This window comes from Paenibacillus sp. JNU01, assembly GCF_059130585.1.
In genome coordinates this window covers 6,317,445-6,343,466 of the sequence record NZ_CP169723.1, presented here as the reverse complement: position 1 = coordinate 6,343,466, position 26,022 = coordinate 6,317,445, and the positions used below count along the sequence as shown (strand labels likewise).

The 26,022-nt window shown below is 47.1% G+C and carries 19 protein-coding genes; 3 read left to right on the top strand and 16 right to left on the bottom strand.

Annotated elements, in window-relative coordinates:
* Nucleotides 1-164: 164 nt before the first annotated feature.
* Both NLBNIHML_RS27925 and NLBNIHML_RS27920 read right to left on the bottom strand, forming a co-directional pair.
* Entirely contained in the window at nucleotides 165-1,778 is a 1,614-nt protein-coding gene (locus NLBNIHML_RS27925) for a response regulator transcription factor (protein WP_339241284.1), read from the bottom strand.
* Entirely contained in the window at nucleotides 1,753-3,552 is a 1,800-nt protein-coding gene (locus NLBNIHML_RS27920; RefSeq protein WP_339260321.1) for a sensor histidine kinase, read from the bottom strand. The genes NLBNIHML_RS27925 and NLBNIHML_RS27920 overlap by 26 nt, the downstream gene beginning before the upstream one ends.
* A 376-nt stretch (nucleotides 3,553-3,928) precedes the next feature.
* Here NLBNIHML_RS27920 and NLBNIHML_RS27915 point away from each other — a divergent pair, with 376 nt between their 5' ends.
* Nucleotides 3,929-5,371: a hypothetical protein gene (locus tag NLBNIHML_RS27915; RefSeq protein ID WP_494353276.1), complete on the top strand. Its 1,443-nt coding sequence runs from the start codon at nucleotides 3,929-3,931 to the stop codon at nucleotides 5,369-5,371.
* A 242-nt stretch (nucleotides 5,372-5,613) separates the two neighbouring features.
* On the opposite strand, the gene NLBNIHML_RS27910 is transcribed toward NLBNIHML_RS27915, so the two are convergent.
* The 5 genes from NLBNIHML_RS27910 to NLBNIHML_RS27890 all read right to left on the bottom strand — a co-directional run bounded on the left by NLBNIHML_RS27910 (nucleotide 5,614) and on the right by NLBNIHML_RS27890 (nucleotide 10,575).
* Nucleotides 5,614-6,231 carry a DUF4269 domain-containing protein gene (locus NLBNIHML_RS27910; RefSeq protein ID WP_494353275.1) on the bottom strand — a complete coding sequence of 206 codons (618 nt, stop codon included), beginning with the start codon at nucleotides 6,229-6,231 and terminating at the stop codon, nucleotides 5,614-5,616.
* A 2-nt stretch (nucleotides 6,232-6,233) separates the two neighbouring features.
* Complete coding sequence (locus NLBNIHML_RS27905) at nucleotides 6,234-6,437, bottom strand: YwbE family protein (RefSeq protein ID WP_339243006.1); 204 nt, start codon at nucleotides 6,435-6,437, stop codon at nucleotides 6,234-6,236.
* Nucleotides 6,438-6,650: 213 nt separating this feature from the next.
* Nucleotides 6,651-7,439, bottom strand: a complete 789-nt coding sequence (locus NLBNIHML_RS27900) for a polysaccharide deacetylase family protein (protein WP_339241276.1) — start codon at nucleotides 7,437-7,439, stop codon at nucleotides 6,651-6,653.
* Nucleotides 7,440-7,502: 63 nt separating this feature from the next.
* Nucleotides 7,503-8,444 (bottom strand): aldo/keto reductase, encoded by a 942-nt coding sequence (locus NLBNIHML_RS27895; RefSeq protein ID WP_342572528.1) that lies wholly within the window; start codon nucleotides 8,442-8,444, stop codon nucleotides 7,503-7,505.
* Between the two features lie 106 nt (nucleotides 8,445-8,550).
* On the bottom strand, nucleotides 8,551-10,575 hold the full coding sequence (locus tag NLBNIHML_RS27890) for a Na+/H+ antiporter (protein WP_342572527.1): 2,025 nt from the start codon (nucleotides 10,573-10,575) through the stop codon (nucleotides 8,551-8,553).
* Nucleotides 10,576-10,788: 213 nt separating this feature from the next.
* Between NLBNIHML_RS27890 and NLBNIHML_RS27885 the strand changes: the two genes are divergently transcribed.
* Complete coding sequence (locus NLBNIHML_RS27885) at nucleotides 10,789-11,088, top strand: hypothetical protein (protein WP_339260318.1); 300 nt, start codon at nucleotides 10,789-10,791, stop codon at nucleotides 11,086-11,088.
* Between the two features lie 97 nt (nucleotides 11,089-11,185).
* On the opposite strand, the gene NLBNIHML_RS27880 is transcribed toward NLBNIHML_RS27885, so the two are convergent.
* Nucleotides 11,186-11,668, bottom strand: a complete 483-nt coding sequence (locus tag NLBNIHML_RS27880; protein ID WP_339241265.1) for a MarR family winged helix-turn-helix transcriptional regulator — start codon at nucleotides 11,666-11,668, stop codon at nucleotides 11,186-11,188.
* 270 nt (nucleotides 11,669-11,938) lie between these two features.
* Here NLBNIHML_RS27880 and NLBNIHML_RS27875 point away from each other — a divergent pair, with 270 nt between their 5' ends.
* Nucleotides 11,939-13,087, top strand: coding sequence for an FAD-dependent monooxygenase (locus NLBNIHML_RS27875; RefSeq protein ID WP_494353274.1), 1,149 nt, complete (start codon nucleotides 11,939-11,941; stop codon nucleotides 13,085-13,087).
* A gap of 93 nt (nucleotides 13,088-13,180) precedes the next feature.
* Here NLBNIHML_RS27875 and NLBNIHML_RS27870 read toward each other — a convergent pair whose 3' ends face one another.
* From NLBNIHML_RS27870 to NLBNIHML_RS27835, 8 genes are all read right to left on the bottom strand, one after another.
* Entirely contained in the window at nucleotides 13,181-15,757 is a 2,577-nt protein-coding gene (locus NLBNIHML_RS27870; RefSeq protein WP_494353273.1) for a beta-mannosidase, read from the bottom strand.
* 90 nt (nucleotides 15,758-15,847) lie between these two features.
* Complete coding sequence (locus NLBNIHML_RS27865; protein WP_494353272.1) at nucleotides 15,848-17,434, bottom strand: helix-turn-helix domain-containing protein; 1,587 nt, start codon at nucleotides 17,432-17,434, stop codon at nucleotides 15,848-15,850.
* Nucleotides 17,431-19,212 (bottom strand): cache domain-containing sensor histidine kinase, encoded by a 1,782-nt coding sequence (locus tag NLBNIHML_RS27860; RefSeq protein WP_494353271.1) that lies wholly within the window; start codon nucleotides 19,210-19,212, stop codon nucleotides 17,431-17,433. Before NLBNIHML_RS27860 ends, NLBNIHML_RS27865 begins: the two co-directional genes overlap by 4 nt.
* Nucleotides 19,213-19,242: 30 nt before the next feature.
* Nucleotides 19,243-20,118, bottom strand: a complete 876-nt coding sequence (locus NLBNIHML_RS27855) for a carbohydrate ABC transporter permease (protein WP_445252558.1) — start codon at nucleotides 20,116-20,118, stop codon at nucleotides 19,243-19,245.
* 14 nt (nucleotides 20,119-20,132) lie between these two features.
* Nucleotides 20,133-21,014 carry a carbohydrate ABC transporter permease gene (locus NLBNIHML_RS27850; protein ID WP_253433433.1) on the bottom strand — a complete coding sequence of 294 codons (882 nt, stop codon included), beginning with the start codon at nucleotides 21,012-21,014 and terminating at the stop codon, nucleotides 20,133-20,135.
* Between the two features lie 147 nt (nucleotides 21,015-21,161).
* Complete coding sequence (locus tag NLBNIHML_RS27845; RefSeq protein WP_339241251.1) at nucleotides 21,162-22,475, bottom strand: extracellular solute-binding protein; 1,314 nt, start codon at nucleotides 22,473-22,475, stop codon at nucleotides 21,162-21,164.
* 256 nt (nucleotides 22,476-22,731) lie between these two features.
* Entirely contained in the window at nucleotides 22,732-24,816 is a 2,085-nt protein-coding gene (locus NLBNIHML_RS27840) for an acyltransferase family protein (protein ID WP_472478817.1), read from the bottom strand.
* 574 nt (nucleotides 24,817-25,390) lie between these two features.
* Complete coding sequence (locus NLBNIHML_RS27835; RefSeq protein ID WP_339303085.1) at nucleotides 25,391-25,951, bottom strand: flavin reductase family protein; 561 nt, start codon at nucleotides 25,949-25,951, stop codon at nucleotides 25,391-25,393.
* Nucleotides 25,952-26,022 lie beyond the last annotated feature (71 nt).

Below are 26,022 nucleotides of genomic sequence, written 5' to 3'. Positions count from 1 at the left end.
CTCCTCTTGAATTCTTCCTCAGGATGAAGCTCCGTTGCGGCTCCTGTGGTTCAAGTATACGGCGGGGAAAGTAAGACCTCTATCTGCTGTGGTGACCTGTTGACTTATCAAATTATGACTTTAGTACCAAAAAAAACAAAAGACGCAGCATGCTGCGCCCTGGACTATACGGTACGTGACTGTTTACGAAACTCCTGTGGTGTGATCCCCGTGCACTTTTTGAACATTTTGGTGAAATGCGAGTAATTATAATACCCCACCTTGCCAGCGATGTCCGTTACCTTGACGGTGGACTGGGACAACAACGTTTTCGCTTTAGCTACTCTGCCCTGCAGGATAAACTCAGATAGGGACATGCCCTTCTCTTTCCGAAACAGACGGGATAGATAAGCGGGATTGAATCCGGCAAAAGCTGCAAGTTCCTCTCGCATAAGTTCTTCACCAATATGGGTTTCAATATAAACGCACAACTGATCCACAATGGTCATAGGACTATGATCGTCCGGGTACAACACCGGGATAACACGATCAATCAGATCCGACGTCCACTGCTTCAACTGCGGCAGCGACCTTGTCACCATACTCTCTTCCGGCTCCCGTTCACCCGGATACAGACTGCGTATTGACACGTTCTTCTGATGAAGCAGTGGATAGACCACATGCAGCATGGCATGGTAGTAGAGATGCAGCATTTCAGGAGACAATCCCTCCTGGGCAGCAAGCAATTCAAAAATTTCATCCACACGTTCTCGCAAATCCCCTACTTTCCCCGTCTCAAAAAGAATGGATAATTCCGAAAACCATGGAATAGGCAAAAAGCGATCTTCCTGATCTCTTCCCCGCTCATCATAGACAAAAACTTCTTCAAGCTCCTTAATATTGCGGCGTTCCATATCCATCAGTTCATTTAACATGCCTTGCAGTTCAGTTACAGCAACCGGGACACCAACATAACAGGACAAGCGGCAGTAAAAATACGTACCACAATCCTGGATATACCCCTGACAACGTTGTGCCACTTCGCTCGCACTCGGGATGATGCCGTCTTGCTCGTAAGCGAGTACAATATTCAATCCACTTTGATCCTGAAACACCTCACCCGGCTTGTTGCCAAGCAGGATCTCCCTGGCTGCATTACGGAGCGCATATTCCAGCACCTCCTCGTCGCGCAGGTCAAACTCACGCAGCCACTCCTCTACAGAGATCACAATGGGTAACACACGAGCCTGCGGATCAATCTCGGCACCATACAATTCTGCGAGCTCTTGCAACCGTTGTTTGGTTAACGTGATGCGCTGAGAGATGGCATCTTTCCAGAAGCGTTCTGTTAGTAGCGGTTTATGGGTCTTCCAGCGCTTGTATACGGTCTCATAAACTTCGTTGGTACGGGTACGCTGCTCTCCATCCTTGATCTTCTCCACCGCCTGGGTTACTACCTTAATCAATTGATCCGCTGGAGCCGGCTTCAACACATAATCAAAGCTATTTAGCTTGATGGCTGTCTGAGCATAATCGAATAAAGCATGCCCTGTCAGGAAAATGGTCAGTATGCCTGGATCATGTTTTAACACCCAGCTTTGCAGGTCAAGTCCTGTTTCACCAGGCATCTCGATATCACAGATCATAATATCAATAGCATTTGCTCTTAAGATTTCTCTTGCCTCTTCGGCATCACAAGCACTGAATACCTGCTCGACGCCTGCTGCTTGCCAGTTAACGCCTTCCACCATCGCTTGTAATGCATACACTTCATCATCCACGATCAACAGGTTCCGCATGGGCTCCCCCTTCCTCCTCTTCGGTCTGTGCGGGCAAATCAATGATGACTTTGGCGCCATGATCCGCCCCATTTCCAAACTGCAAACTGGCTTGATCACCATACTTCACTAAAAGCCGATGAGCCACGTTCCATATACCGATATGCTGTCCACTCGGGTCTTCAGTGTATTGTCCATGTTGCAGACGCTCCAATAACTCCTTATCAAATCCGACACCATTATCTGCAATCATCAATTGAAGCACCGTGCCATCGACCTGACCGGATGAGTTCGTACCGAAACGTGCCACGATCCGAATGACGAAGGCTTGCGTCCGGCGCTGAAATCCATGAATAATGGCATTCTCCACAAAGGGCTGAATGGTTAAAGGAGGAATCACATAATGCTCCAGATTCGGTTCGACATCCAGTTCAAAATCGAATCTGCTTGGAAACCTCAGCTTTTGAATTTCCAAGTAATGACGAATGTGCTCCAGCTCTTCATCCAGACGAATGACACGTTTGCCTGCGCGCAGACTGAATCGAAAATAATCGGCAAGATGACCCGCCATCTGCTGCACCAACTCATGCTTTTGCAAGGAAGCCAGACTATGAATAATATTAAGTGAATTCAGGTAAAAGTGAGGATTAATTTGCATTTGTAATTGTTTGAACTCTGCTTCCCGCGTTCGCAGTTGTTCCTCATACACATCAATCTTCAGATGCCTGATCTCACTGGTCATCTGATTGAAACTTCGTGTCATAAATTCAAGTTCCGAAGAAGATGGCGGGTCCAGCTTCACATCGAGATCTCCACGGCTCACCCTTCTCATACCTCGAATCAACGCATTCATTGGGCGGAATAACAGATGCCGCAAAAAGATCAGTGCAGTAACCAGAATTACTGCCGCACCGATGGGGAGCAGACGAATGATCTGCTGGAAAAACGGGAGGTTACGCATCATGTCTTCCTCAGGCAGCAGCACGATATAATTCATCTGGGACATCGCCGAGGCAATACCCAGCATCAGATATTGACGTGCTTCTCCCTTGTTCACAACTTCGGAGATCACCTGATACGGATCTTTCAGGCCAGGAAGATGCGCTGCAGCAAGCTGAATCTGTGCAGTAGTCAAAGTGGAATCAGATAATGCGCCACCGTCTGTTCCAACAATAACTGCGCCACTCCGATCCCCGGATTCAGTGAATGGTTGTGTGTGATTCAATGCATTCATATCGACAAGTGCACCTGCATAGAACTGCTGGTTGATTCGCACCGTTTTGACCAGTGCATTCCACGTCCCGCCACGCACGATGCTCCATTCCGGCTTCTGGATATCCCCTTCCAATTGCTGCATCTGGACAGGCATACTCTCCTGCACAACCGACTTTTTGACATCATAATTGCCTGAAGTGGCGAGCAGCAGATCATCATTCACGGCATCATATAGAAAAAAAGAATCGATTAGATTATAAAAACCGATATCTGTCATGAATTTGTTCATAATTCGTTGCTTGGCAATAATATAATCGCCGCTGCCATATTTCAGAAAAAACAGAGAGATAATATCCGGGTCCCTCTCGCCCAGACTATATAAATACCGATTCGTCTCCTGTAATACACGTTCATTCTGCTCCACACTCTTGGCGAGATGACTCATATTGGTGAGGGATACTTTGTCACGGACGACTTTCATGGCGTAGACGTTGTTGTAATAAAGCAGCATGAATAGTGGCAGCATGATCAATGTAAGACCCACGATAAATTTAAAACGAAGTGAACGGATCAAGTTCATGGATTCCCGCCCTTTTGGAGGTAGTTCAAGAAGTCTGCTTTTGAACACACACTTTTTTTGATTCAACATCATTTTTCTATTTTCTTCCTTATGATGGCATGTTTATTGTAATCACCCCTGCTTGCCATTGTCTATGGGTTCCCGTGACCTTCATATGTCAATTCTGGTGACTTTCATCCGCTCCCATTTCGATAGTAACAAGCTTCATGTTGTAATAAATTCTCCAGTTGTAAAAAAAATCCTTCATTATTACTCTGAAGCTTCTCCCTAAAAATAAATGATGTAGCAAGCCCGGACTCCACGAACGCCCGGTCTTGACATGCATACGATATATCACTCCTTGGGTTATTCACCAGGATGTAGGGAGGCCTGTTCAATGAATATTCAACTCACTGCATTACATTATGTCTATCTGGCATTTATCGTCTTGATCATCGCCGTAATGATCCGGCGCAGGGACACCACGATCATCTGTGTCGCGGGTATTATGACCATTGGACTTCTGGCAACCGAAACCTTAAGCGGCTCAGTTGCCGGGATCTTCAGCAGTTTTATCTATGCAACAAAAGAATTGATAAGTACGATCTTTATCATCTCGATTATTGTAGCGATGAGCCGTGTTCTGATCAGAACCGGTATTAATGAGGTCATGGTGACACCCGTCACCCGGTTTATCCGTTCTCCTCAGGTCGCATATTGGGGTATCGGATTGATTATGATGGTCGTATCTCTATTTTTCTGGCCATCGCCGGCCGTAGCACTCGTCGGTGCAGTTCTTCTTCCTGTAGCGGTGCGTGTAGGTCTTCCTCCCATTGGAGCTGCCATTGCCATGAACCTGTTTGGACACGGGATTGCACTGTCAGGAGATTACATTATTCAGGGGGCTCCCAAACTCACAGCTGATGCAGCCGGTCTACCCGTTACTTCCGTCATGACGGCCAGCATCCCTTTGGTTATTGTCATGGGAACCGTATCTACCCTTACAGCCTTCTGGATGCTGCGCAAAGAGATGAGATCAGGCTCACCTGTTCATTCCCCAGATGCCATATCAGGTACCGTGAGCACGGAACCCTCTTCCTCATCAGAGACTGTGCCCACCACCCTACCTGCTAATCAGCCTGTTCAAGGTCAAGTGATGTCACCCCGTCTGCAAAAAGCTTTTGCACTGCTTATCCCTCTGTTATTCGCAGTTGATGTGATTCTGATGTTTGTATTGAAGTTGCAAGGCGGCGATGCAACCGCTCTGATTGGTGGAACCGCTGTGGTCATACTGATCGCTGTCACCCTTGCCGCACATCGTCATGCTGGACCTGAGGAAACGACCCATTATTTAATAGAAGGATTTCAGTTTGGTTTCAAGGTATTTGGACCGGTTATTCCCATAGCTGCGTTTTTTTATCTGGGAGATGCTGCAATTACGGAGTTGTTCAGCAACCCTCTTCCTGAAGGTTCTCACGGGATCGTGAATGATCTCGGGGTCGCACTTGCTGGACTGGTACCACTGAATGGAACCGTGGGCGCAATTACAATGACGGTGACCGGAGCAGTGACCGGAATGGATGGTTCGGGGTTCTCGGGTATTTCCCTGGTTGGCTCGATTGCGTCCATGGTCGCAGGTTCGGCAGGTTCTGCACCTGTGCTGACCGCGCTGGGTCAGGTTGCAGCCATATGGGTAGGTGGCGGAACCTTGATTCCATGGGCGTTAATTCCTGCTGCTGCAATCTGCGGAGTCAGTCCTTTTGAACTTGCAAGACGCAACCTGAAGCCTGTATTGCTGGGACTTACGGTAACGACGATTGTAGCTATCTTTCTGATCTGAGCAAAGGTTATTTACACTGACACTTCGATGACAGAAGCACCTTCCAATCGCTGTTATTCCCAGATTTTTTGATTCCCTTGATAAAGGGAAAATCAGGTAATAAGCATATGCTTCCGATGTAGCTTTCTTTCAGAAAGCTTTTAGGCGAAGTGTATGCTTTCGAAGTAGCTTTCTTGTAGAAAGCTTGTAGCTTCGCTTTTTCAGGTTTTTCTGTCCTCTCCGTTATCGTGTAAATGATTAGTTCATCTCAAATAGACATTTAAAAAAAACGTGCGTGAACGCGCCCATCTCCAGAGCTCTTCACGCTTCATCTCGGCCAGATGCAGCATCTCCACATATGGATCTCCCTGTAATCCAAGTACAGAAGCAAATGCAGGCTCCGTCTTCCACCCTGCTTGTTTTAGTCTGCGGATCTCACGATGTCCTGCGTCTCCCCACAGTTGTAACAATCTCCACTCCACAATCATATGTAGGTATGCATTCTGCCTGTTAACTGGCACGGATTGGGCAAAAATCTCCACAGGCCAATGTCCCACTTGCAAATGACAAGTCACATAAGGACGTTGGTCTGGAAGATCCCCACCACGAACACATTGAAACTCACCAATCGCTCCGATCTGTTCATACATCTCAGCTTCAAAGGCATCCAGATCCTCCGCATAACACAGCAGATCCAGATCACTGCCCGGAACATCAACATCAATCGGTACTGTGCCCGCCGGATAGGGGTGGTAGGCAGCTAATAGTTCGAGCAAACCACTGCTCTGTATTACGCGATATGCGTCCTGCTGACGTGCATTACCCGAAGCCAGATGTGCCATTACTTCTGCGGTCGTGCTCATTTCAACGCCTTGAGCCACAGTTAGTTCGATCCTGTAATGACCTGTTTCACACGTCCAACTTGGCCACTCGTCAGTCGTACTTTGATTCCGTGTGGATGGGTAGGGGACTTGGTTAACAGATCCTTTACAATGCCACGTGTCAGCTTACCTGTAGCTTGGTCCTGCTTCAATACAATGTCCACTTCAAGACCCGGTTTAATATTTATTCGTTGTTGTCCATTCATCATGTTCACTCTCCTCTATGTCATCATTCATATCATGGTTCAAGTATCTCTTCATACAAAGCTCCATCTATTGTAGACGTTTTGGTTTCAAAACAAAAGGGAGACAGACAACACTTCCCACTCCTGGATTCATGTTTCATATGGAGATCAAATATAAAGAAACCGCAGGTCTCTATATCCCGAGGCCTGCGGTTTCTAATTGAATTGCAATATCTAGGGCTTCACATGCTTCAACGAAGAAGAAGGTGCAGCCCCATCCTTCGCAGCTTCACGTGCCTTCACAGCAAGCAGCTCAGACACCGTCACGAATCGATATCCCTGCTGCTGTAACTTTGGCAAAATCGTTTTGAGTGCAGCTACCGTATGGGATTTGCCTTCCACCTTATCATGGAAGAGTACAATATCCCCATTACGGGCGTTATTCAGTACTTTTTTAACGATAGCCGACACACCTGGGGAAGCCCAGTCTCGTGTATCCTGATGCCAGGACCAGAGTACGATGGTATACCCTTTTTGTTTGGCAGCCTGAATGACCATATCATTGTAATAACCGCCAGGCGGTCTGAACAACAAGGGCCGCTCCGCACCCGCTTCAATGATGGAACTTTCCGCTGCGTTCATATCCTTCATGTACTTGTCCGCACGTGTTGATCGGACTGCATACGTGTGCGCATACGTATGATTGGCGATTTCATGCCCTTCGAGCTGTTCCTGCTTAATCAGTTCAGGAAATTTCTCTGCCCATTTGCCTAGTACAAAAAAGGTTCCTTTGGCTTGATATTGCTGAAGCAATGCCAGAATCTGCGGAGTCTGAACCGGATCTGGTCCATCATCAAAGGTCAGAGCGATGAGTTTATCCTGTGTGGGAACTTCCCACACGATCTCTCCTCGTTCCTCATAATACTGACGGTTCTTCTGTACAGGCTTCGCATAAGCAGAACTGCTACCCAGCAAAATAATTAGCGTGAACAATCCGATGACTCGGGCTGCCTTCAGGTTCATGTTGTGTCCTCACTTTGTCTTCAAACGTAAACTCCCTGTTAGCATTTCCCGATTCACCCGAACTCATGAACGAAAGATCTGATCCACGACAGCAATTTCTTCAGCAGTTAATTCCACATTCAATGTTTGCAGATTGTTAATGACCTGCTCCGGTCTCTTGGCACCTGGAATCAGTGCATCAATCGATGGCTGCGTCAGGTACCAGGCCAGAACCAGATGAGCAACCTCAACATCCTTAGATTGTGCTATGCTGCGCAGTTGCTCAACTTTATCCAAATTTTCGATGAAGGCTTCACCCGTGAACAGCGGATTCTTCGCCCGTCCATCCTGAAAGGTTGTATTACGATTATATTTACCACCGAGCAGTCCAGCTGCCAGTGGGAAGTAAGGCACAAAAGAAATATTATGCTCAGCCGTATACGGCAACAGCTCTTTCTCCGCTTCTCTTTTGAACAGATTATATTCAGACTGTAATACGTCTACATGCCCGTCTTTGTTGGCTTCACGTAACTGATTCATGGAGAAATTAGATACGCCAATCGCACGAATTTTACCAGCGTCTTTTAATTGTTTTAACACATCTACCGCTTCATCCTTAGGCGTATGTTCATCCGGAAAGTGAATGTAGAACAGATCAATGTAATCCGTTTGCAGACGTTTCAACGCCTCATCCACGGATGTCTTCAGAAAAGCAGGTGAGTTATCCATGACAATCTTGCCATCCACCAATTTATGAGCTGCCTTGGTCGCAATGATGGTATTCTGACGCTGACCGGTTTCCTTCAATACTTCGCCGATCAATCGCTCTGAATGCTCAGGTCCGTAAATATATGCCGTATCCAGAAAGTTAATCCCTTGTTTCAAAGCTGTACGAACTACTTCCTTACCCGTCTCATCATTCAGCATATCCGGATAGATATTATGCCCTCCTACAGCATTTGCACCCAGTCCAATGGGATTTACGACCAGATCGGTCTTGCCCAACCGTATTTGTTGTTTTGCCATGTGTCATCTCTCCCTTACTGATCGATATATAATGGATAGTGATTCATTTTCTTGTTCCATAGTATATCAGACCGTTTAACTTATTTAAAATATCGGATTTATCGGATTAGGTATTTTTCAACGCAGTTGCTTCCACATCATTAATAAACCGGCGCAGCTTGGCAGCCACATCACGATTAATCTCACCGTTCTCATACAATTGTTGCACTGTATTGCGCTGTTCCTGAATCGCCACCATCTGCAACTCAAGCTTCTCCTGATTAAACGGATCTTCCGTTTTCCCTTGGTTCCAGGTTCGCAGTTTGGCAATGACACGTTCATATTTGGCGATGACTGACAAAGCTACGATTCGATTCCCATCGTTCATATGGGCACGAATGGCCTTAATTGCCGCTTCAGAGGTGCGTAACTTCACCTGACGGAAAAGTTCTGCATTTTCTAGCATGAAGGGTTGACTCGGCTTCTGGGATCGATTGGTGAATAGATGACCCAGCATACGCCCGATCTCATTGATTGAGGTCATCATCTGAGTGTTTGCGCGATTGGCCAACATCATTTCCTTGCGATCCAGCCAACTGTCACATTTGAAAGCAGCATCGGAAGCAATTGCATTTTCATCCAGCATCTCTTCAATTTCTTTTCGCTCCGCTCGGGTGGCAATCAGGTTAATAGCTGTTTCCTGTTTCTGGATATATTTGCGTTTATCCGCGGTAAGCTGACCTGCGGCCTGCCTGATATATTTGGACAGATCGGAGACGACCGCGAGTGCTGCAGCTTTGTTTTCATCATTCATTTCGGATTTGACAGCCCGTATTGCGGCATTCAGCATAATGTCATGTGCTTTTCGCTCGGACTTCTGTGGTGTTTCTTCGCTGGATCCCCCAGCGTTCTTAGCCAAAACCGGAAGAAACACACTCGCCGCAATCAGGGAGAAAAGGATAACCCCTGCCGCCAGGAAAATAATGAGATCCCGTTCAGGGAAAGGTGAACCATCCTGAAGCACATAAGGAATGGAGAAGGCACCCGCCAATGTGACAGCCCCACGTACCCCAGATAGGGAAATAATCGTGATATCCTTGAATTTGGGCCTGCCTATAGAGGATTTGGTACGCAGCCATTCATTCCCTTGCCAGAACAGATAGATCCAGAGAAAGCGCAGAACCAGCAGTAGCACCGAGATCAAGCCCACATAGCCCAGCACTTGCAGATTATTAAACGAAACATTTTCGAAAATGGTACTTAAAACATCCGGGACCTGTACACCCAGAATTACAAACACCAGACCATTTAGTATAAATAAAATGACTGACCATGTGCTGGCAGATACCACCTGCATTTTCAGCTGAACCGATTCAGCGCGGTCACGCTCAATGGCGTGGATAATACCGCCTGCCACTACCGCAAGAATACCTGATACCCCAATTTCTTCACTCACCAGATAGATGATAAATGGCGTCAGTATTTGCAACAGCATGTGAATTGTTACATCTTCCATGCCCAGTCTGCGAATCCACATCCCGAGCCGGATTAACAGAAAAGATAACAATGCACCGACGAGAAGTCCGCCAATGGCAATCAGAATAAAACTGAAGGTTGCCTGTGCCAGGGAAAACACACCTGTGACCGTGGCTGCAATGGCGAATTTGAAGGCGACCAAGCCGGATGCATCATTCATTAATGCTTCACCTTCAAGAAGCCTATGTATGCTTTTAGGCAAATGTACTCGTCCTGCCATAGCACCAACGGCCACTGCATCTGTCGGGGACAATATGGCTGCAAGAGCAAAAGCCGCGGGTAACGGAATCGTAGGAATCAGCCAATGAATGGCATATCCCGCCACAACCACCGTCACGAACACAAGTCCCAACGCAAGCAGAAGGATAGGTGCACGCAGATTCCATAATTCATTCCTTGGTGTTCGCTTCCCATCGTTGTATAACAAAGGTGCGATAAAAAGTACAAAGAACAATTCCGGATTCAACTGCAAGTGTACCCCGGCAGGAAGCAGAGCTATGGCTACACCGAGCACGATTTGAATGAGCGGAACGGGAATAAAAGGTACAAACCGGTTGAGAATGTTCGATAAACCGATCAGTACCAGTAAAACAAGTACGGCTATAAATATTTCCATGATGACAATCCCTTTCCGCTATAGAAGTGTGAAACCTTTGTTGTATAGGTTTATTTTAACATAATCCAGACTTTGTTATAAAAATGTTGTCATATTCATATACCCAACCAACTCGTCTCAGACTAGTCTATTTTGAAGAATTCTGATGGATTCTGTATATAAGATGTTACAATATGCTCAGGACAATACCCGTTTGGAAAGGAACTTGTATCTATGGCATTTGGAATTAAACGACAAGAGTTGGCTGCGTGGAAGGAACAAGTTGCTCGTGGTGAGATTGCGTACCTCACTCATTTCTGGATTGACAACCGATTCCCCGGCATCACCAGTGTCACCAAAGTTGGCTGTGCAGATCTGGAACGTCTCGAGTGTTGGTGTAACGATCACGGGTTGGACCCCCGATATATTCATCAGCGGCAGCCATTTCCCCACTTTGACCTGATGGGCAGGAAACAAAAAGAAGTGTTGATTCAGGAAGGATTGACGGATCATGTGGTTCGCTTTCATTTGTGAACAAACTCAAAAACGCCAGTCTTCAAGGCTCATCCCCCCGCAAAAAGGGACGAACTCATGAGGACTGACGTCTTCAAAAGAACAAGTCATATATGCATTATCGATGGATCTGCTCAAACGACTTCATGTTCTCCAGCAGTTTCAGTTCAATTTTCTTCAACATGCCGAACATCTGCTGCTGCTCCTCTTCGGAAAGTGCTTGCAACAATTCCCACGTCATTCGGCCACGATTCGCATTAAGTGTCTTCGCAAGCTGCGCCCCTTCATCCGTTAAGGACAGCCAAACAATTCTACGATCTTCTTCACTGCGCACCCGCTGGATCAAGCCTTCCGTTTCCAGTTGATTCAGTACAATCGTGGTTGCACCGGAAGACAAGCTGAGTTGTCTCGCCACATCAACCGCCATACAGCGTTGTTCACGTAAAATCATGCCCAATATATGACTTTTTGTCGGATTCAGTTTACAGTTGGTTTCGGTCTTCTGCTGCTGATCCAATACTTTATTTTTATATCTGAAGAAGGCCTCCAACAATTGATCTACATTTGCCAATTGAGAGTTTCGCTCCGTATCCGGGCTCATAAACGTTCCTCCTGCCTTTCATCATAACCTACCTTATATTGTAACATATTTACACTATGATGTTTGTGAAAAATACGCTTGTATTGGACACCTTATACTCTACCGAAAGACTTGTGTTCTATTTTGGGTTGCACCTATTGCATTATGGCAACGGGTTTGTTTATAATAACCTATATCTTCAAAGTTACTTTTAGTTACTTAATGATTTTAATAAATTTGTTGTTATAAAGTAAACAAGAGTCACCATTATACTGCAAGGGACTTATGCACATGAATCAGAACTTACAATCACCATTAAAAACGGATGTTTGCATCGTCGGCGCTGGGCCAGGTGGTGCCTTACTTTCATATTTACTGAATCAAAAAGGAATATCCACGATGCTCATAGAGCGGCAACCCCACCTGCACAAATCGTTCCGCGGAGAGTTGCTCAATGTGGACGGCGAAACAATTTTAAATAAACACGGCCTCTATTCCCTCGTCAAGGAACGTGGAGCACTGCTCTTGGAGCAGATTCAATATTGGGAAAATGGTCAGATTGTTCATACAATATCCCCGGGTAACGGAGAATCTCATGTGGGTATTCATGTTCCGCAAGATCATCTCCTGGAAGCCATCACGTCGCACGCTCAGCAGCACAGTTCAAACGAACCAGTACGATTCAATACGATAATGACGGGTATGTTACGAGACAAAAACGGCCATATCGTTGGTATTAACATTCGACAGAACGGCGTGCCCGCCTCCATCGAAGCATCTGTTATTGTCGGTGCTGATGGCAGATACTCTGCTGTACGCAAACATTCCGGTTTGACCCCCGAAATTCGCAAGCATGGGTATGATCTACTGTGGGCGCGTATTCCGGCACCGATAGGTTGGGAACCGGCTGTTCGGATGGCCAGCATGGATGGTCAACAGCTCGCACTGTTCTCACAGTTTGGCGGTTATGTTCAGATTGGCTGGAACATCCCCGAAGGAGCATACTCCAAGCTGCGAGAGCAGCCGATTGCTCCTTTTGTAGACAAACTTGTCTCCGCATTTCCTTGCCTGTCTGATTCTGTAGCTGCCAACATTCAGAGCTGGAGTGATTTTGTTCTGTTATCTGTCGAAAGCAGCTATTGCCAGTCGTGGGCACAAGACAATGTTGTACTCATCGGTGATGCCGCTCATACCATGACCCCAACCGGTGCGTTCGGACTTAATGCTGCGCTCGAAGATGCGGATGTGCTCTCCGAATTACTTGTTCAGATGGCCACAGACCAATTCAGTTCCACTGCACAACTTCAGGAACTTCAGACGATTCGCGGAGCGAAGGTTCAACAGCAACTTGCACGACAAGTGGAGATGGAGACTTCTTTTCAGCAGCGCTATGAATCTTTTCTTCAAAACCCGATAAGATCACCTGACACGAATACATGAATTCACTTACTGCAAAAGCAAAAAAGGTGGCATCCCTGATCAGGATTACCACCTTAAAACCTCGAACTAGAATCGAAGTCTATTATTATTATTTTATCCTTCCCTGCCGTTCATGGCACTGACTCGAAGTTCCGCCAGTGGCAAAGACGATCGCTCTGGATGACTAAGTCTTACCGTCCGGCTCTCGCCCGGGAGCAGATCAAAATAATTATCACTGAATCGCACACGCCCAAGAGGGAGCTCCAACTTCACCAATCGTGCAATTGCTCCACTCGCCGTAACCGTTACAGACTGTTCCTCTTCATTCACATGTACACTCAATTGAGATTCCGGCAATGACACATCCTTAGGATCACGCAAGAAGTACCGATTGATCGGCGCCGTAAATCCTTCGGATACCAACTCAACCATGACTTCCTCCGCACGTCTGCCCTGTAACACCTCTACTTCAGTTAATTCGGCAATACACAATGAGGATTGAGATGTTACTTCAACAGCATGTGTGCTGGAATAGATCTTCTCTCCTTGCAATTCATAGACATTGAACCGAAGCTCGCCTTTCAGCACGTCCCGTGTATCGTTCACGACCCACAACGCAAGCGGCTCCCCCGGCTCATGCTCCAGTGACAACAAGACAGGATGAAAGAATATTTTCCCGTAATAAAAAGATGCCTTCGGCAGCAGTTCATAATCAATCATGGACCAGCTTGTACCTGGCCAACTATCATTTAATTGCCACACGAGTGCACCGCTGTTACGGTGATTAATCCGTCGGAAATGTTCAATTCCGTAGCGCAATCCTTCTGCTTGAGTCAGCATGGAATAGTTCATGTATTCTTCTATATTTTGCGGAATGCCTGTGTAACCTTCCATTAGCAGAATGCCTTTTTGATGGTTGGTATCCTTGTTACGGTAGGCCATCTCCGGACTGCCCCAATAAAACTGCCCTGCGGGCATATTTTTCTCCAGCGTGTAACGATTGGCCGAGGCATGCATACCAAATTCACTGCTGAAAAGCGCATGATCCTTTTTGTAATTTTTGAACGTCACACCTTCAATACTATAGTCCAGCAGGGGCGGCTCTCCATGCTTCCTTGGATAGACCGAGCCATGCCATACCTGCCAGTTGTGACGATCCCCGACATCGGGATCATTCGCATCCTGACCATTGCTATCCCCAAACGGAGAAGAAGGCCAGTACGGACGGGACAGATCCAAGCGATCCAGCACTTCAGGGATCAGTTCATGATAGATAAGTTCGCCGTAGAACGGACTGGTAATATCCCCACTTGCAGACTTCATGTCATAAAGCCAGTCAATCTCGTTATTGCCACACCAGATGGCAAGCGAGGCACGGTTACGCAGACGGATGACATTGTTTTCTACCTCTTGCCGGACATTATCCATGAAATCACGATTGAAATCCGGGAACAACGCATTCGCAAATGCAAAATCCTGCCACACCAACACCCCTTGCCGGTCACACTCATCGTAGAAGACATCTTTCTCATAGATGCCACCGGCCCAGACGCGCAGCATGTTCATATGTCCTTCTACCGACAGCTCGACAAGCTCACGATACCGGGAGCTCGGGATGGCACCAATCAGATGATCAGCCGGAATCCAGTTGGCACCCTTGGCATATACTTTGACTCCGTTCAGAATAAACGTAAATGCATCTTCACCCTGTTCATTGTGAAGAGCCAGCTCAATCGTTCGTAACCCATAAGGTTCGCTGTAACGATCCACCTCGATGCCGTCAGCACACAATGTAACCTCTAACGTATACAGATACGGCTCACCCAGATCATGAGTCCACCATAACTGAGGTGACGTGACGTTCAACGTGGTATCTGCCTTACCACCTTCTACAGGCAGTTCATTGGCACCTGCTACCTCGTGTCCGTTGCGGTCCAGCAGGCGAACATTACAGGACGCAACCACAGCCTGCTCACGCTTCTGTCTGCTGCGGAAAGACAAGACGGACTTCACATCTGCCGTGACGTGTAACACAGCATGATCTGTACTGACTGATTCCGTTCGAGCATACACACTTTCCAACTTGGCTATTGTTCGTTTTTCCAGCCGTACAGCACCCCAGATTCCCACCGTCACCATGCGTGGTCCCCAGTCCCAACCAAAGTTCATCGCTGCTTTGCGCAGCCATGGCCGTTCCTTCGTATACGAGGACCAATCGAAGGTTTCTTTGTCCCGGTGATGCAGGTGAAGCGGATCGAACTTGACAGCAATCGCATTCCAGCCACTGCGTACCAGAGACGTTACATTAAATGTATGTGACATAAGCATATTTGCCGTTTTTCCAACTTCATGGCCATTCACATATACCGTTGCAAACGTGTCCAATCCTTCAAACACCAGTTCAAAGTGCTCTTCCGTCTCCGCATCTCTCACCAGATTGAAGGTTGTACGGTACCACCATTCCTTTTGCTCAATCCAGCGACTTTTGGCATCATTATGACCGTAATAGGGCGGATCAATGATACTGCGCTCAATCAGTGCAGCATGTACATCCCCAGGCACTTCTGCCCCGATCCAGAAACGGTCATCCAGCGCAGCAGCTGCCACATCCATTGCCCGTTTCTCTCCAACTTCAAAATGCTGTATTTTCCATTGTCCCGATAAATCCTGACTTGAACTATGGATCTTCATTAATACACCCTCACTCTCCAATAACCCTGAGTAATACTCTATCGAAAACGTTTGCAGAAATGCAAGACATGCTGCCTAGTCTGCTCATTTCTAACTTCCCGAAGGTTTGAACGATAACGCCTCTTCGCGATATTCACTCGGGGTCTTGCCGGTATGTTTTTTGAACAGTCTGCTAAAATATTTCACGTCTTCGTAGCCGCTAATGGCAGCGACTTCACTGACCTTCGCTGGAGACACGGCGAGCATATCCATCGCTCTTCGGATACGCATATCGGTGACAAAATCTCCAAAGGTCACACCCATTTCTTTTTTAAAAAGTTCACTCAGGTGACCCGGATGCAAATGGACATGTCCAGCTACCTGCTGCAGATTAATGTCCTGTGCCAGTGATGATTCAATATAACCAATAGCCTTTTGCACATGGGCAGCCTGTCCCTGACCCATTCGGCTATGATAGACATGCATCAGACCATACAGATGGTGAAACAACATATCCCCAAGATCTACAGCTTCGGCATCCGGTTCCGGCAACCAGGGTTCAAGCCTTGCGGTTTCTTCACGCCCTGTCGCTCGCATTGTACGGGTAAGCCAGCGATGACCTGCAATGACCGCAGAGTGCAGACAAGCACTGAACGATTCTGGCGTGACCTCCGGTTCTGTAGTCAGATTAGCCACCAGTTCACGCGTCCATGTCGTTAACCTCACTGAATCATTATCTAACAATATTGAACCAAGTGTGGTCTCTTCTTCATGCGTAAGTACACTTTTACCACCTTGGCGCTCCTGAACGTGCTCATAATGCCATACTTTATCATCCATCAAACCTCGATATCGGAAAGCAGTTGAAGCCGTTCGGTAGCTTTCGTGCAGATCTGCATATCCATGCACAGGCAGACCTACTGCTGCACGCAGAGTACACTTCAGTAATTGCTCCACCCGACGTAATGCACTCTCCAGCTTGAACGGATATTCCTGTTCCACAGGCGGCCATGAAACTACACATATAATTTGCTGTTTCTCTATATGCGCAATGGCACCCGGTAGCATATCCTCCAGGGTATTCTGCACCGCGAATCGTAATAGTGCATCCGAGGATCGATCCCAACCCTCTGCTCGAAGTACAATGACTTGTCTGCGAATCTGTTCATCATCAAGACCATCATTCGCTGCCTCTATTCCAGCATCAGAACGCAAAAACGAAGGAAATTGGCCCGAAGTGGTGTCACCGTCAATGATCCAACCAGCAAATAACCGCTCCCGATTCTCCCGCATAAGCTGTCCCTCTCTGGACTTCTCTGCCCAACGTTCCGTGATCCGTTGTTTGGCCTGTAATACGGTCTTGATGATCTCTTCCGGCTTGCTTGTTTTGAGCAGATAATCTGTAACCCCTTGGCGTATCGCCTGCTGCGCATAAGAAAAGTCATCGTATCCGGACAAAATAATGACCTCCAGCTCAGGTAACAATCGCAGTCCCTCTTCTGCCAGTTCCAGCCCTGATCTGCCCGTCATCCGAATATCCGTCATCAGGATATGCGGACGTTCCTCAGCCATGCGTGCTAACGCCTCCTCTGCCGAGGCAGCCGGTTGAAGAAGTTCAATTCCGAGTTCATGCCAAGCGATAACGCTGGCAAGCCCTGTACGGATAATTACTTCATCATCCACAATTAATAGTCTCATGGCGAACCCTCCAAGATTGGAATGGAAAACGAAATCCGGGTACCTCCCCCAACCCTGCTGTCGACTTCTAGCTGTGCATCCGCTCCATAATGGAGAAGCAGTCTCTCATTCACATTGCAGAGTCCATAACCGCCTTGGTTTAGCTGTTTTTCCGGCTGTTTTCCCTTCCATTCCCTAATACTTATCCTTAATTGCTCCATCCTGTTCGGCTCCATGCCGACACCATCATCCAGTACCAGTACATTCATCTGTTCATTATCCGGGTCCTTGCGAATCATTATAGTGATGGTACCCACGCCTGCTTTGGGCTGAATGCCATGAATCATGGCATTCTCAACGAGCGGTTGCAGCAACAGTTTCAGCATCATTCGCTTCTCAAGCGCTGGATCAACGATGTAATGCAATACGAATTGATCAGGGAAACGAATGGACTGCACCCGCACATAATGTCGGATATGAGCAATCTCTTGTTCCACAGGATAATAATCCTGACCATTGTTTAAACTGATGCGCAGAAAATCACTCAAGCCCTCAACCATGTCTGCGATCCGCTTCTCTTCGGACATCAAGGCAATCCAGTGAATTGAAGAGAGCGTGTTATATAGGAAGTGCGGATTAATCTGCGCCTGGAGCACCCGAAGATCCGCTTCCTTTTTGCGAGCTTCACCGCGAATAACCTCTTCCTTCAATAACTGAATGTGTGAACCGAGCAGATTGTAACTCTCCCCAAGCCTGCCGATCTCGTCATCACTTTCAGACCGAAAAAGTGGAAGAGGACGTTCCGGATCAATTCTGGACAGATGTCTGGTAAGCACGCGAAGCGGCCGCGTCACACGCCGCACCGTAAACCAGACCAAACCTGCACTGATCGCAGCAGACATGGCAACGGCGCACCCGGTCAGAATAAGGATATACCGATTCTCGGACTTGTACTGATCATATGGGACTGTTCCGACCAACGTCCACCCCGTCAATTCTTCCGGATAATAGAGCAGCGTCCGTTTATCCTCACCACTGCCATACGTAGTGGTTCCGCTACCACCAGCCTGAACTAACGTTGTGATCCCAGGCTCGACACCATCCAGCTTAAGTCCAAGCCGGGATTTGTCCATCGAAGACAGAATCTCTCCAGAACTGCCGATAAGTTCCAATCTGCCTTGCCCTCTGCCTAATCCCAGAGCGGCCCATCCCTTGGATATGGCCTTCTCATCTAGACTAATGGCTAACCAGCCGATGGGCCGATAATCATGGATACTGCGAATCGGCCGAACCAAAGTGATCACATTTTGAATACCCGCATAATTCTGGACCGGGTATACCCCCGTCCATTGTTTAACTGTTTCACCACTAGGAACAGAGGGATAGGATAAGTTGAATTCACTGGATTCATACCAGGTAGCGGTCGACAATGTGGCATCAAAACGCCCCGGATATATGGCGATGTTGGCGATATATTTCTTGGAAGCAGCCAGATTGGTCATCCTGCCCAAGATATCCACTCTGTCCATCTCGTGATCCTCATTTTGGCTAAGATAATGCTGAATATCCCTTTCTCCAATCAGGAAAATGGACAGGTTCTCGGCATCCTGCAGCATATAACGAAGATTGGCTTCCACCTGTTTCAGCGTATCCATGCCGGACAGTTTTGTTTTTTGCTCCGTGATGCGGGAAGAGATTAGAAAGGCGAACAGACCCAAAGCCAGCAATGGCACAATCATTGAAGCTGTCACAACAACGGATAGCTTCCTTTGTAACGAAGATGTGAGCCAGCGTGCCAAACGTTTCTCCTCCTCTGGATGCGCTTTCGCTTATCCTTTAACAGCTCCGGCTGTCATGCCTTTCATAACCTGTTCCTGGAATACGAGATACAAGATAATGGTTGGAATGACCGATAGGGTCATGGCAGCAAGTGTTAACCCGTAATCGGTCTGATACCCGTCCGCAAAGTTCGCAATGGCCAGCGGTAACGTTTTCAATCCGGTCTTGTTGATGAATACAAGCGCAAATGAAAAGTCATTCCACGCATGCAGGAAACTCAGGATCGTAACCGTAGACAACGCAGGTACGGACATGGGCAGCATGATTCGGGTAAATAGCCCCCAAAGCCCTGTTCCATCAATAAAAGCTGCCTCTTCAATATCACGTGGAACACTTGTCAGATAAGCAGTAAGCACGAAAATAGCTGTAGGTAATGCAAAAGCCGTATAAGGTAATATTAATGCCCAGTACGTATTTAGCAAGGACATCTGTTTCATTAAAATAAATAAAGGGACAAGTGTACTATGAATCGGAATAAGCATACCTACAACAAAGAAGGTCATGATTAACCCTTTCCAGCGAAACTGGAAACGGGCCAGAATGAATGAAGATAGCGCTGCAATAAACAGTGTCAGAATAAGTGATCCGACGGATACAATGAGTGAATTGCCAAAAGCAGTCCCCAGCCTGGAGCTTTCCCATGCATTGCTGAAATTGGCAACATTCCAGTTTTCCGGCAGACCAAAGGGCCTGCTATAGAAATCTTCATTCGTTTTGAACGCACTAATCACGAGCCAGTAGAACGGATACAATGTTAAAATACCATAGACCGTTAGCAGCGTCCAAACAATTCCGCTGCGGAGGCGGCGAATCGGATGGCCTGAGCCGCTTCGTGGTGATGGCATGGATACAGGTGTCGCACGCATGATAGCCCTCCTCTCTATTGATTCTCTTTTCGTTTGCGACTGGTCACCCACTGGCTTGTTCCGATCAGCAGCAGGGAGATCAGTACGATGGTTGTTGAGATCGCACTACCAAAACCGTAACGGTATGTTGTAAAGGTCGAATTGTACATATACGTTGCAAGTAGTTCTGTTGCATGTGCCGGACCACCCTTGGTCATGATGTAGACCAGATCGAAGGATTTCAGACTCCCCGAGATACATAGAATGATCGCAACCTGAACCGTCCCCCAGATCATGGGCAAAGAGACGGATACCAGCTTACGGATGCCTGAAGCACCGTCTATTTTGGCAGCATCATGAATCTCGCCTGGAATATTCTGCAATGCGGAGATGAAGATAATCAGATACAACCCCACAAAACTCCAGAGCAGCGGCGGCACTAAGGAAAAGATCGCAATCTTGTCATCGGAAAGCCATTGCAGCTTCCAACTCTCCAGACCCAGTGCGTCCAGCAGAAAGTTCAATATCCCGATCTGCGGATGGTAGATATACTGCCAGATCATACCGATCACTACAGTCGATAGTACCATCGGCAGAAATACGGCTGAGCGCAGGAACCGCTGTAACGGATTGCTTTTGTGTAATATGACCGCGAGCATCAGTGCTAACGGAATTTGTCCAAATACGGATGCCAACACAAAAATAACGTTATTTTTCAGTGCCCGCCAAAATACAGGATCATGCCAGATCTCTACGTAATTATCCATACCAATATATTTGGATGCGCCGATGCCGGACCAGTTGAAGAAACCGTAGTACGCCGACCATACGACCGGTACAAATACAAACAATGCATAAATGATGACTGCCGGGGCCAGCCCCAGCATAATAAAACGCCGACTGCGCAGTGCGTTCATCTGTTCACTTCCCTTCCATACTTAAAGACCCCTCCCCTGCCGGGAAGGGGTTTTGTCGAATAACCAGCTAATACGCGATGTGATGAGTTCATTGAATCTTTATCGTCTGGCTGTACCATCGTAATCGCTATCTAGTTTGACCCATAATTACTGACTAACTGCATTGGCTTGAGCCGCCTGGATTTTAGCCGCAATGTCTTCGGCTTTACCTCCCATGAGCAACTCTTGCAAAGCATTGTTAATAACTTCAACCGTTGCCGATCCCAACTTGGAATCGTATACAGGCGTAATCTTCACTTCCTGCATCAGATCATATAATTCAACGAACAAAGGATGCGCCTTGGTTTTGTCCAGATCAATCTTGTAACTCACCAATGTGCTGCTATCCAATGTAGCCTTCTGACCATCTGGTCCTGCCAGTGCGTAGAACAGCTCCATCGCCGCCTCTTTTTGTGCACCGCTCAGCTTTTTGCTTACACCCAACCCGGTTCCTACAACACCGGATGTGGTTCTTGGTTCACCCTTACCTCCGTCCACTGGAGGGAGAATCGTAATATGCGTGTTGTTCAATACCTCTTCAGGTGCATTGTTCACCAGATTGGCCAAGGCCCATCCGCCGTTCATGACCATCGCTGCCTTACCTTGGAAATAAAGTTGCATCATCTGTGTCTCATCGATACTGTTGAATCCATCCTGGAACGCCTTGCTGTTGCCGAGCTCCTGCATTTTGTTCAGGGCTTCAATAAATGGTGGATCGGTAAAGCTTGCACCATCTTGTGCTGTCGCTTTCAGGAACCAGTCTGTGCCGGTGATCCGGTCAGCCAGGGTACTGAATATGGTCGATTGTGCTACCCAGTTGGCCTTGTTGCCAAGTGCCATGGGAATGACTTTATTTTGATTAAACGTAGCAATCGCTTGTTCCAGTTCCGCCCAAGTCTCTGGCACTTTCACGTTGTATTGTTTAAAAAGAGCTTCATTGTAATAGATGAAGGAACTCGGCGCCAGATTCATGGGCACGGAGTAGATATTCCCGTCCACGGTGTATCCGTCCAGTGCGTTCGGGATAAAATTATCTTTCCACTCCGGCTTCGCGTCCAGCTCGGTATTGATGGGTTGTAACAGATCCCCTTTTACAAATTCCTTAGTCATGGCATCTGGCCACATTACGAACAGGTCTGGCATCTCGTTGGCAGCTGCGACCGTGCGAAGCCGGGTTTTGAGACCATCTGTAGGCAGTCCTTCATCCACGACTTCAATATCTGGATGTGCCGTGCGAAAATCTTCAATAATCTGACGCATGGCAACCGCCTTTGCATCCTGTCCGGTCCAGTTGTGCCAGAGTGTTACGGTTACTTTGTCATTACCGCTGCCTCCTTCTGAAGTATCTCCGCCAGCACAGCCAGCTAGAATAATGGAGAACAACGTTATTGCCAGAACACCCGAAAGCCATTTTTTCAACATCTCTATATTCCCCCTCGGCGATTTGATTACACTTATTGTAAATGGTAACGTTATCATACCGTAAGGTGACGATCCACGGATGCAGGGGTGAAAAATATCGGTTCCCCTGTTTGGAACTTACATTGCTGACTTATTGCTCATAACAACAAGAAAGAGCCCTCACAATGAGAGCTCTTTCTTGTTGCAGCCATCGGCAGCTTAAACCTAGGTTATAGTAATGAATAAGTGCTAAATCGTATTGAATATGGATTGCGTATTATTGAATACTGTTCTTCACCAGTTCTGCAAAAGCTTCTGACCCTTGCGTAGTGAGATGTACACCGTCTTTTTCAAAATATTCGTCGTGTCCTTCACTTGCACTGTTCCAGTCAATCAGTGAGACATTACTGTAGTTGGATGCTGCTTCATTCAACGCCCTGTTTACCGTTCGTTCCCACGGACGAGGTACACGCACAGTAACCAGATACACCTGATCCTCATCCTTCAGATAATCAAGCACCGCATTCAAGTTTTTGGAGTTAAAGGAACCATTCGTCCCGAGCTCCAGCACCACCTTGCCGCCCATTTGGTTGTTTCGCTTCAGCCCTTCCAATACATCGCCTGCCTGCCACATTTGACGGCCAACATGTCCATCCACGTACACTCCCGCTATACTTTGCTCCAGATATGGTTTTGCATCCAAAATCACGGAATCTCCAATGACGGTATAATGAATCTTGCCATCCTGGGCAGGAGGAGCCGTTTCTTCATGTTCCTCAGACGAATCAGGTACATCATCCGTTCCATCGGATGGGTTCGCTTCAGCTCCGTCCGGAGCATCATTCTCGTTAGCCACGGATTCATCAGCCGGCTTATCTTCAGACTGACCGTCTTTGCCACCACTCGTTGAATTGTCCTGGTCCCCAGGTTTCGAGTCTGGCGCCGTCTCTCCTGTCGGTTTTTCATTGTTCTCCGGATTATCTTTCGTTCCTGCTTCCGGTTTATGGCTATGCGCATCGTTCTTTTGACCTGAGCCCGATGTCGCTGTATTCGCTGGCAAAACATCCTGTCCCTGTTCCTCAGCTACAGAATTCTCTCCATTCAATGTGGTCGACATCGATACGGAATGGGAGTCAGAATTCGCTGCATGTGAGACCATCATCTGGGATACCGTATAGGACAACAGCAGAATCGTCATCAACAGACCTGTCCGCTTCCACCACACATTACGTATACCGATCGATGACCGCCCTCTTCCCCATAATCGGGACCAGGAATCACGGAATCCGTTGTAGCGAATCGGATTTTCAATATACTTAAGAGATAATGAAGCCAGTACAACCGTTACAGCAACTTGTAAAATGATTCGTACAGGATGCGCTCCTCCCGTATCCACCGCGGGATTGGTTAAAATAATAACTGGATAATGCCATAGATATAATCCGTAGGATCGCTCTCCAATCCAGCGTAATGGCTTTGCTCCAATGAACCGTGCCAGGAATGACGATGGGTGAGCCAATACCGCTACCAGCAACGTTGTTGCCACAGCCTGAAGCACCATTCCTCCTTGATACAGAAACGGATCATATTCACTGCTGTTCAACATCATGTAGATTAATAAAGCGAGTGCAGCTAGTCCCGATATATCGAGTACAAGCCGATTCATGCCAGGCAGAGAGTTCGAGAGCTTGCGACTAGGCCACACCACGGCAAGAGCAGCACCAGCAAGCAGTGCGAATGCCCGCGTGTCTGTTCCATAATATACACGGCTTGGGTCCAGATCCGGATTATACATGATGGCCATTGCGCCAGCAGACAACTCAGCTGCGACGACAATGAAGACGACCAGCCATCCCTTTCTTTTGAACACGACGATTGCTGCGATCAGCAGAAGAGGCCATATGAGATAAAATTGCTCTTCCACAGCCAGTGACCAGAAATGTCCAAACGGTGATGGAGGGCCAAAACTTTCGAAATAGGAAACGTTGTGAAAGATATACCACCAATTGCTTATGTATAATACACCCGAAACGATATCACCACGAAGCGCAGCGAGCCGGGATGGGTCTGTACAGGCCAACCAGATCATTACCACAGCTGTCATGGTCAGCATGCCTGGAAGCAAGCGCCTTACCCGTCTTACCCAAAAATCACCGAGTGAAATGCGTCCATGTTCCTGCCACTGTGACACGAGGATATCTGTAATTAAATATCCAGAGAGAACAAAGAATATACCTACACCGAGCAATCCACCCGGAATAAAATCCAAATTGAGATGATACGCGATTACCGCAAGTACAGCGATGGCTCGCAAGCCATCCAGTCCGTTCATATGTCGCTTGTTATTAGGCAATTGTGACATGCATGCCCCTCCTTGTTACTGTGAGTCAACAACATCGGTGTTGGGGGCATAATGGAACTCCTGATCGTTCTGGTTGTCATTAACATACGTATTGCACCTTCCATCTTTCATTTACAACATAAGAAAAGCCTCTGTTTGAAGCACGTTCCGATGATGCTACATTCTTGGTGAATTCTACAGTCTTAAGGTAGACGTGTTGCCGGTCCATTAAGTTTTAATCATTACAATATTCTTTATATGGATTCGTAAGTTCACGTTTAGCATTATACGCCCGAAATAAGCCTCATACTTTACAAGAATATTTACAAACGTTTAAACCGATGTAACCTTTCCTGCCAGCTCATATAGCTGTAAAATCATACTCTAATTTTGTCGTTAAATATAGTACTTTTCATCGAGTGGCTAAAATTACCTGTCCGCTTGCGCAAACCAGCATACCCACGCAACCGTTCATTGAAACAATTAAATTCATAACAAAAGGCTGCCGACTTGCTCAGCAGCCACTATCCATTATAAACCTATGTCAGACCGGATTGAAAGTTTTGCTCATAATTGCTTCTTCTTGCCTAGGACCCTAGAGGTAGAACGGGTGATTCTTTTCTTCTGTCCTTGCATCCAGGATTCGGTATGTTGAGCGCCCTGTGTACATTGGGATTTGCAACTTCTCCAGATCAACCATTCCATTCTCCAGAAAGTACTTCGGATCCTGATATCGCTGCAACACCTCGCCTGCAATCCATTCATGGTCACCATATGTTGTAATATCCATAACTTTGCATTCATAAGCAAAATAAGCGTCCGTCAAAATGGGTACACTTACCTTCATTCCTTCCTCATATGGAATGCCGAATCTTGTAAATTTATCTGTATCTCTTCCACTGAACGTTCCTGCAGCTTGAATCCACTCTGATCGATGACCTGGTAGGAAATGAACTCCGAATACGCCACTCTTCTCAATGAGTTCATAGGAGTATGTTTCCTTACGAAGGGAGATGCCGTATACACCTGGAGATGATCCGATGTATGTATGCCATCCGGACGCCATCACATTCTGGACTCCCTCATGACGTGAAGTCACCACCGCTACCATTCCAGGATAAGAATAAAATTTGGGTTCTTCTATCGGCTGACGCATCTAATCCCCTCTCTTCTTCGTTATACATACACTTTCATTATAAAGTAATGCAGCAGGTTGAAAAAGCTCTT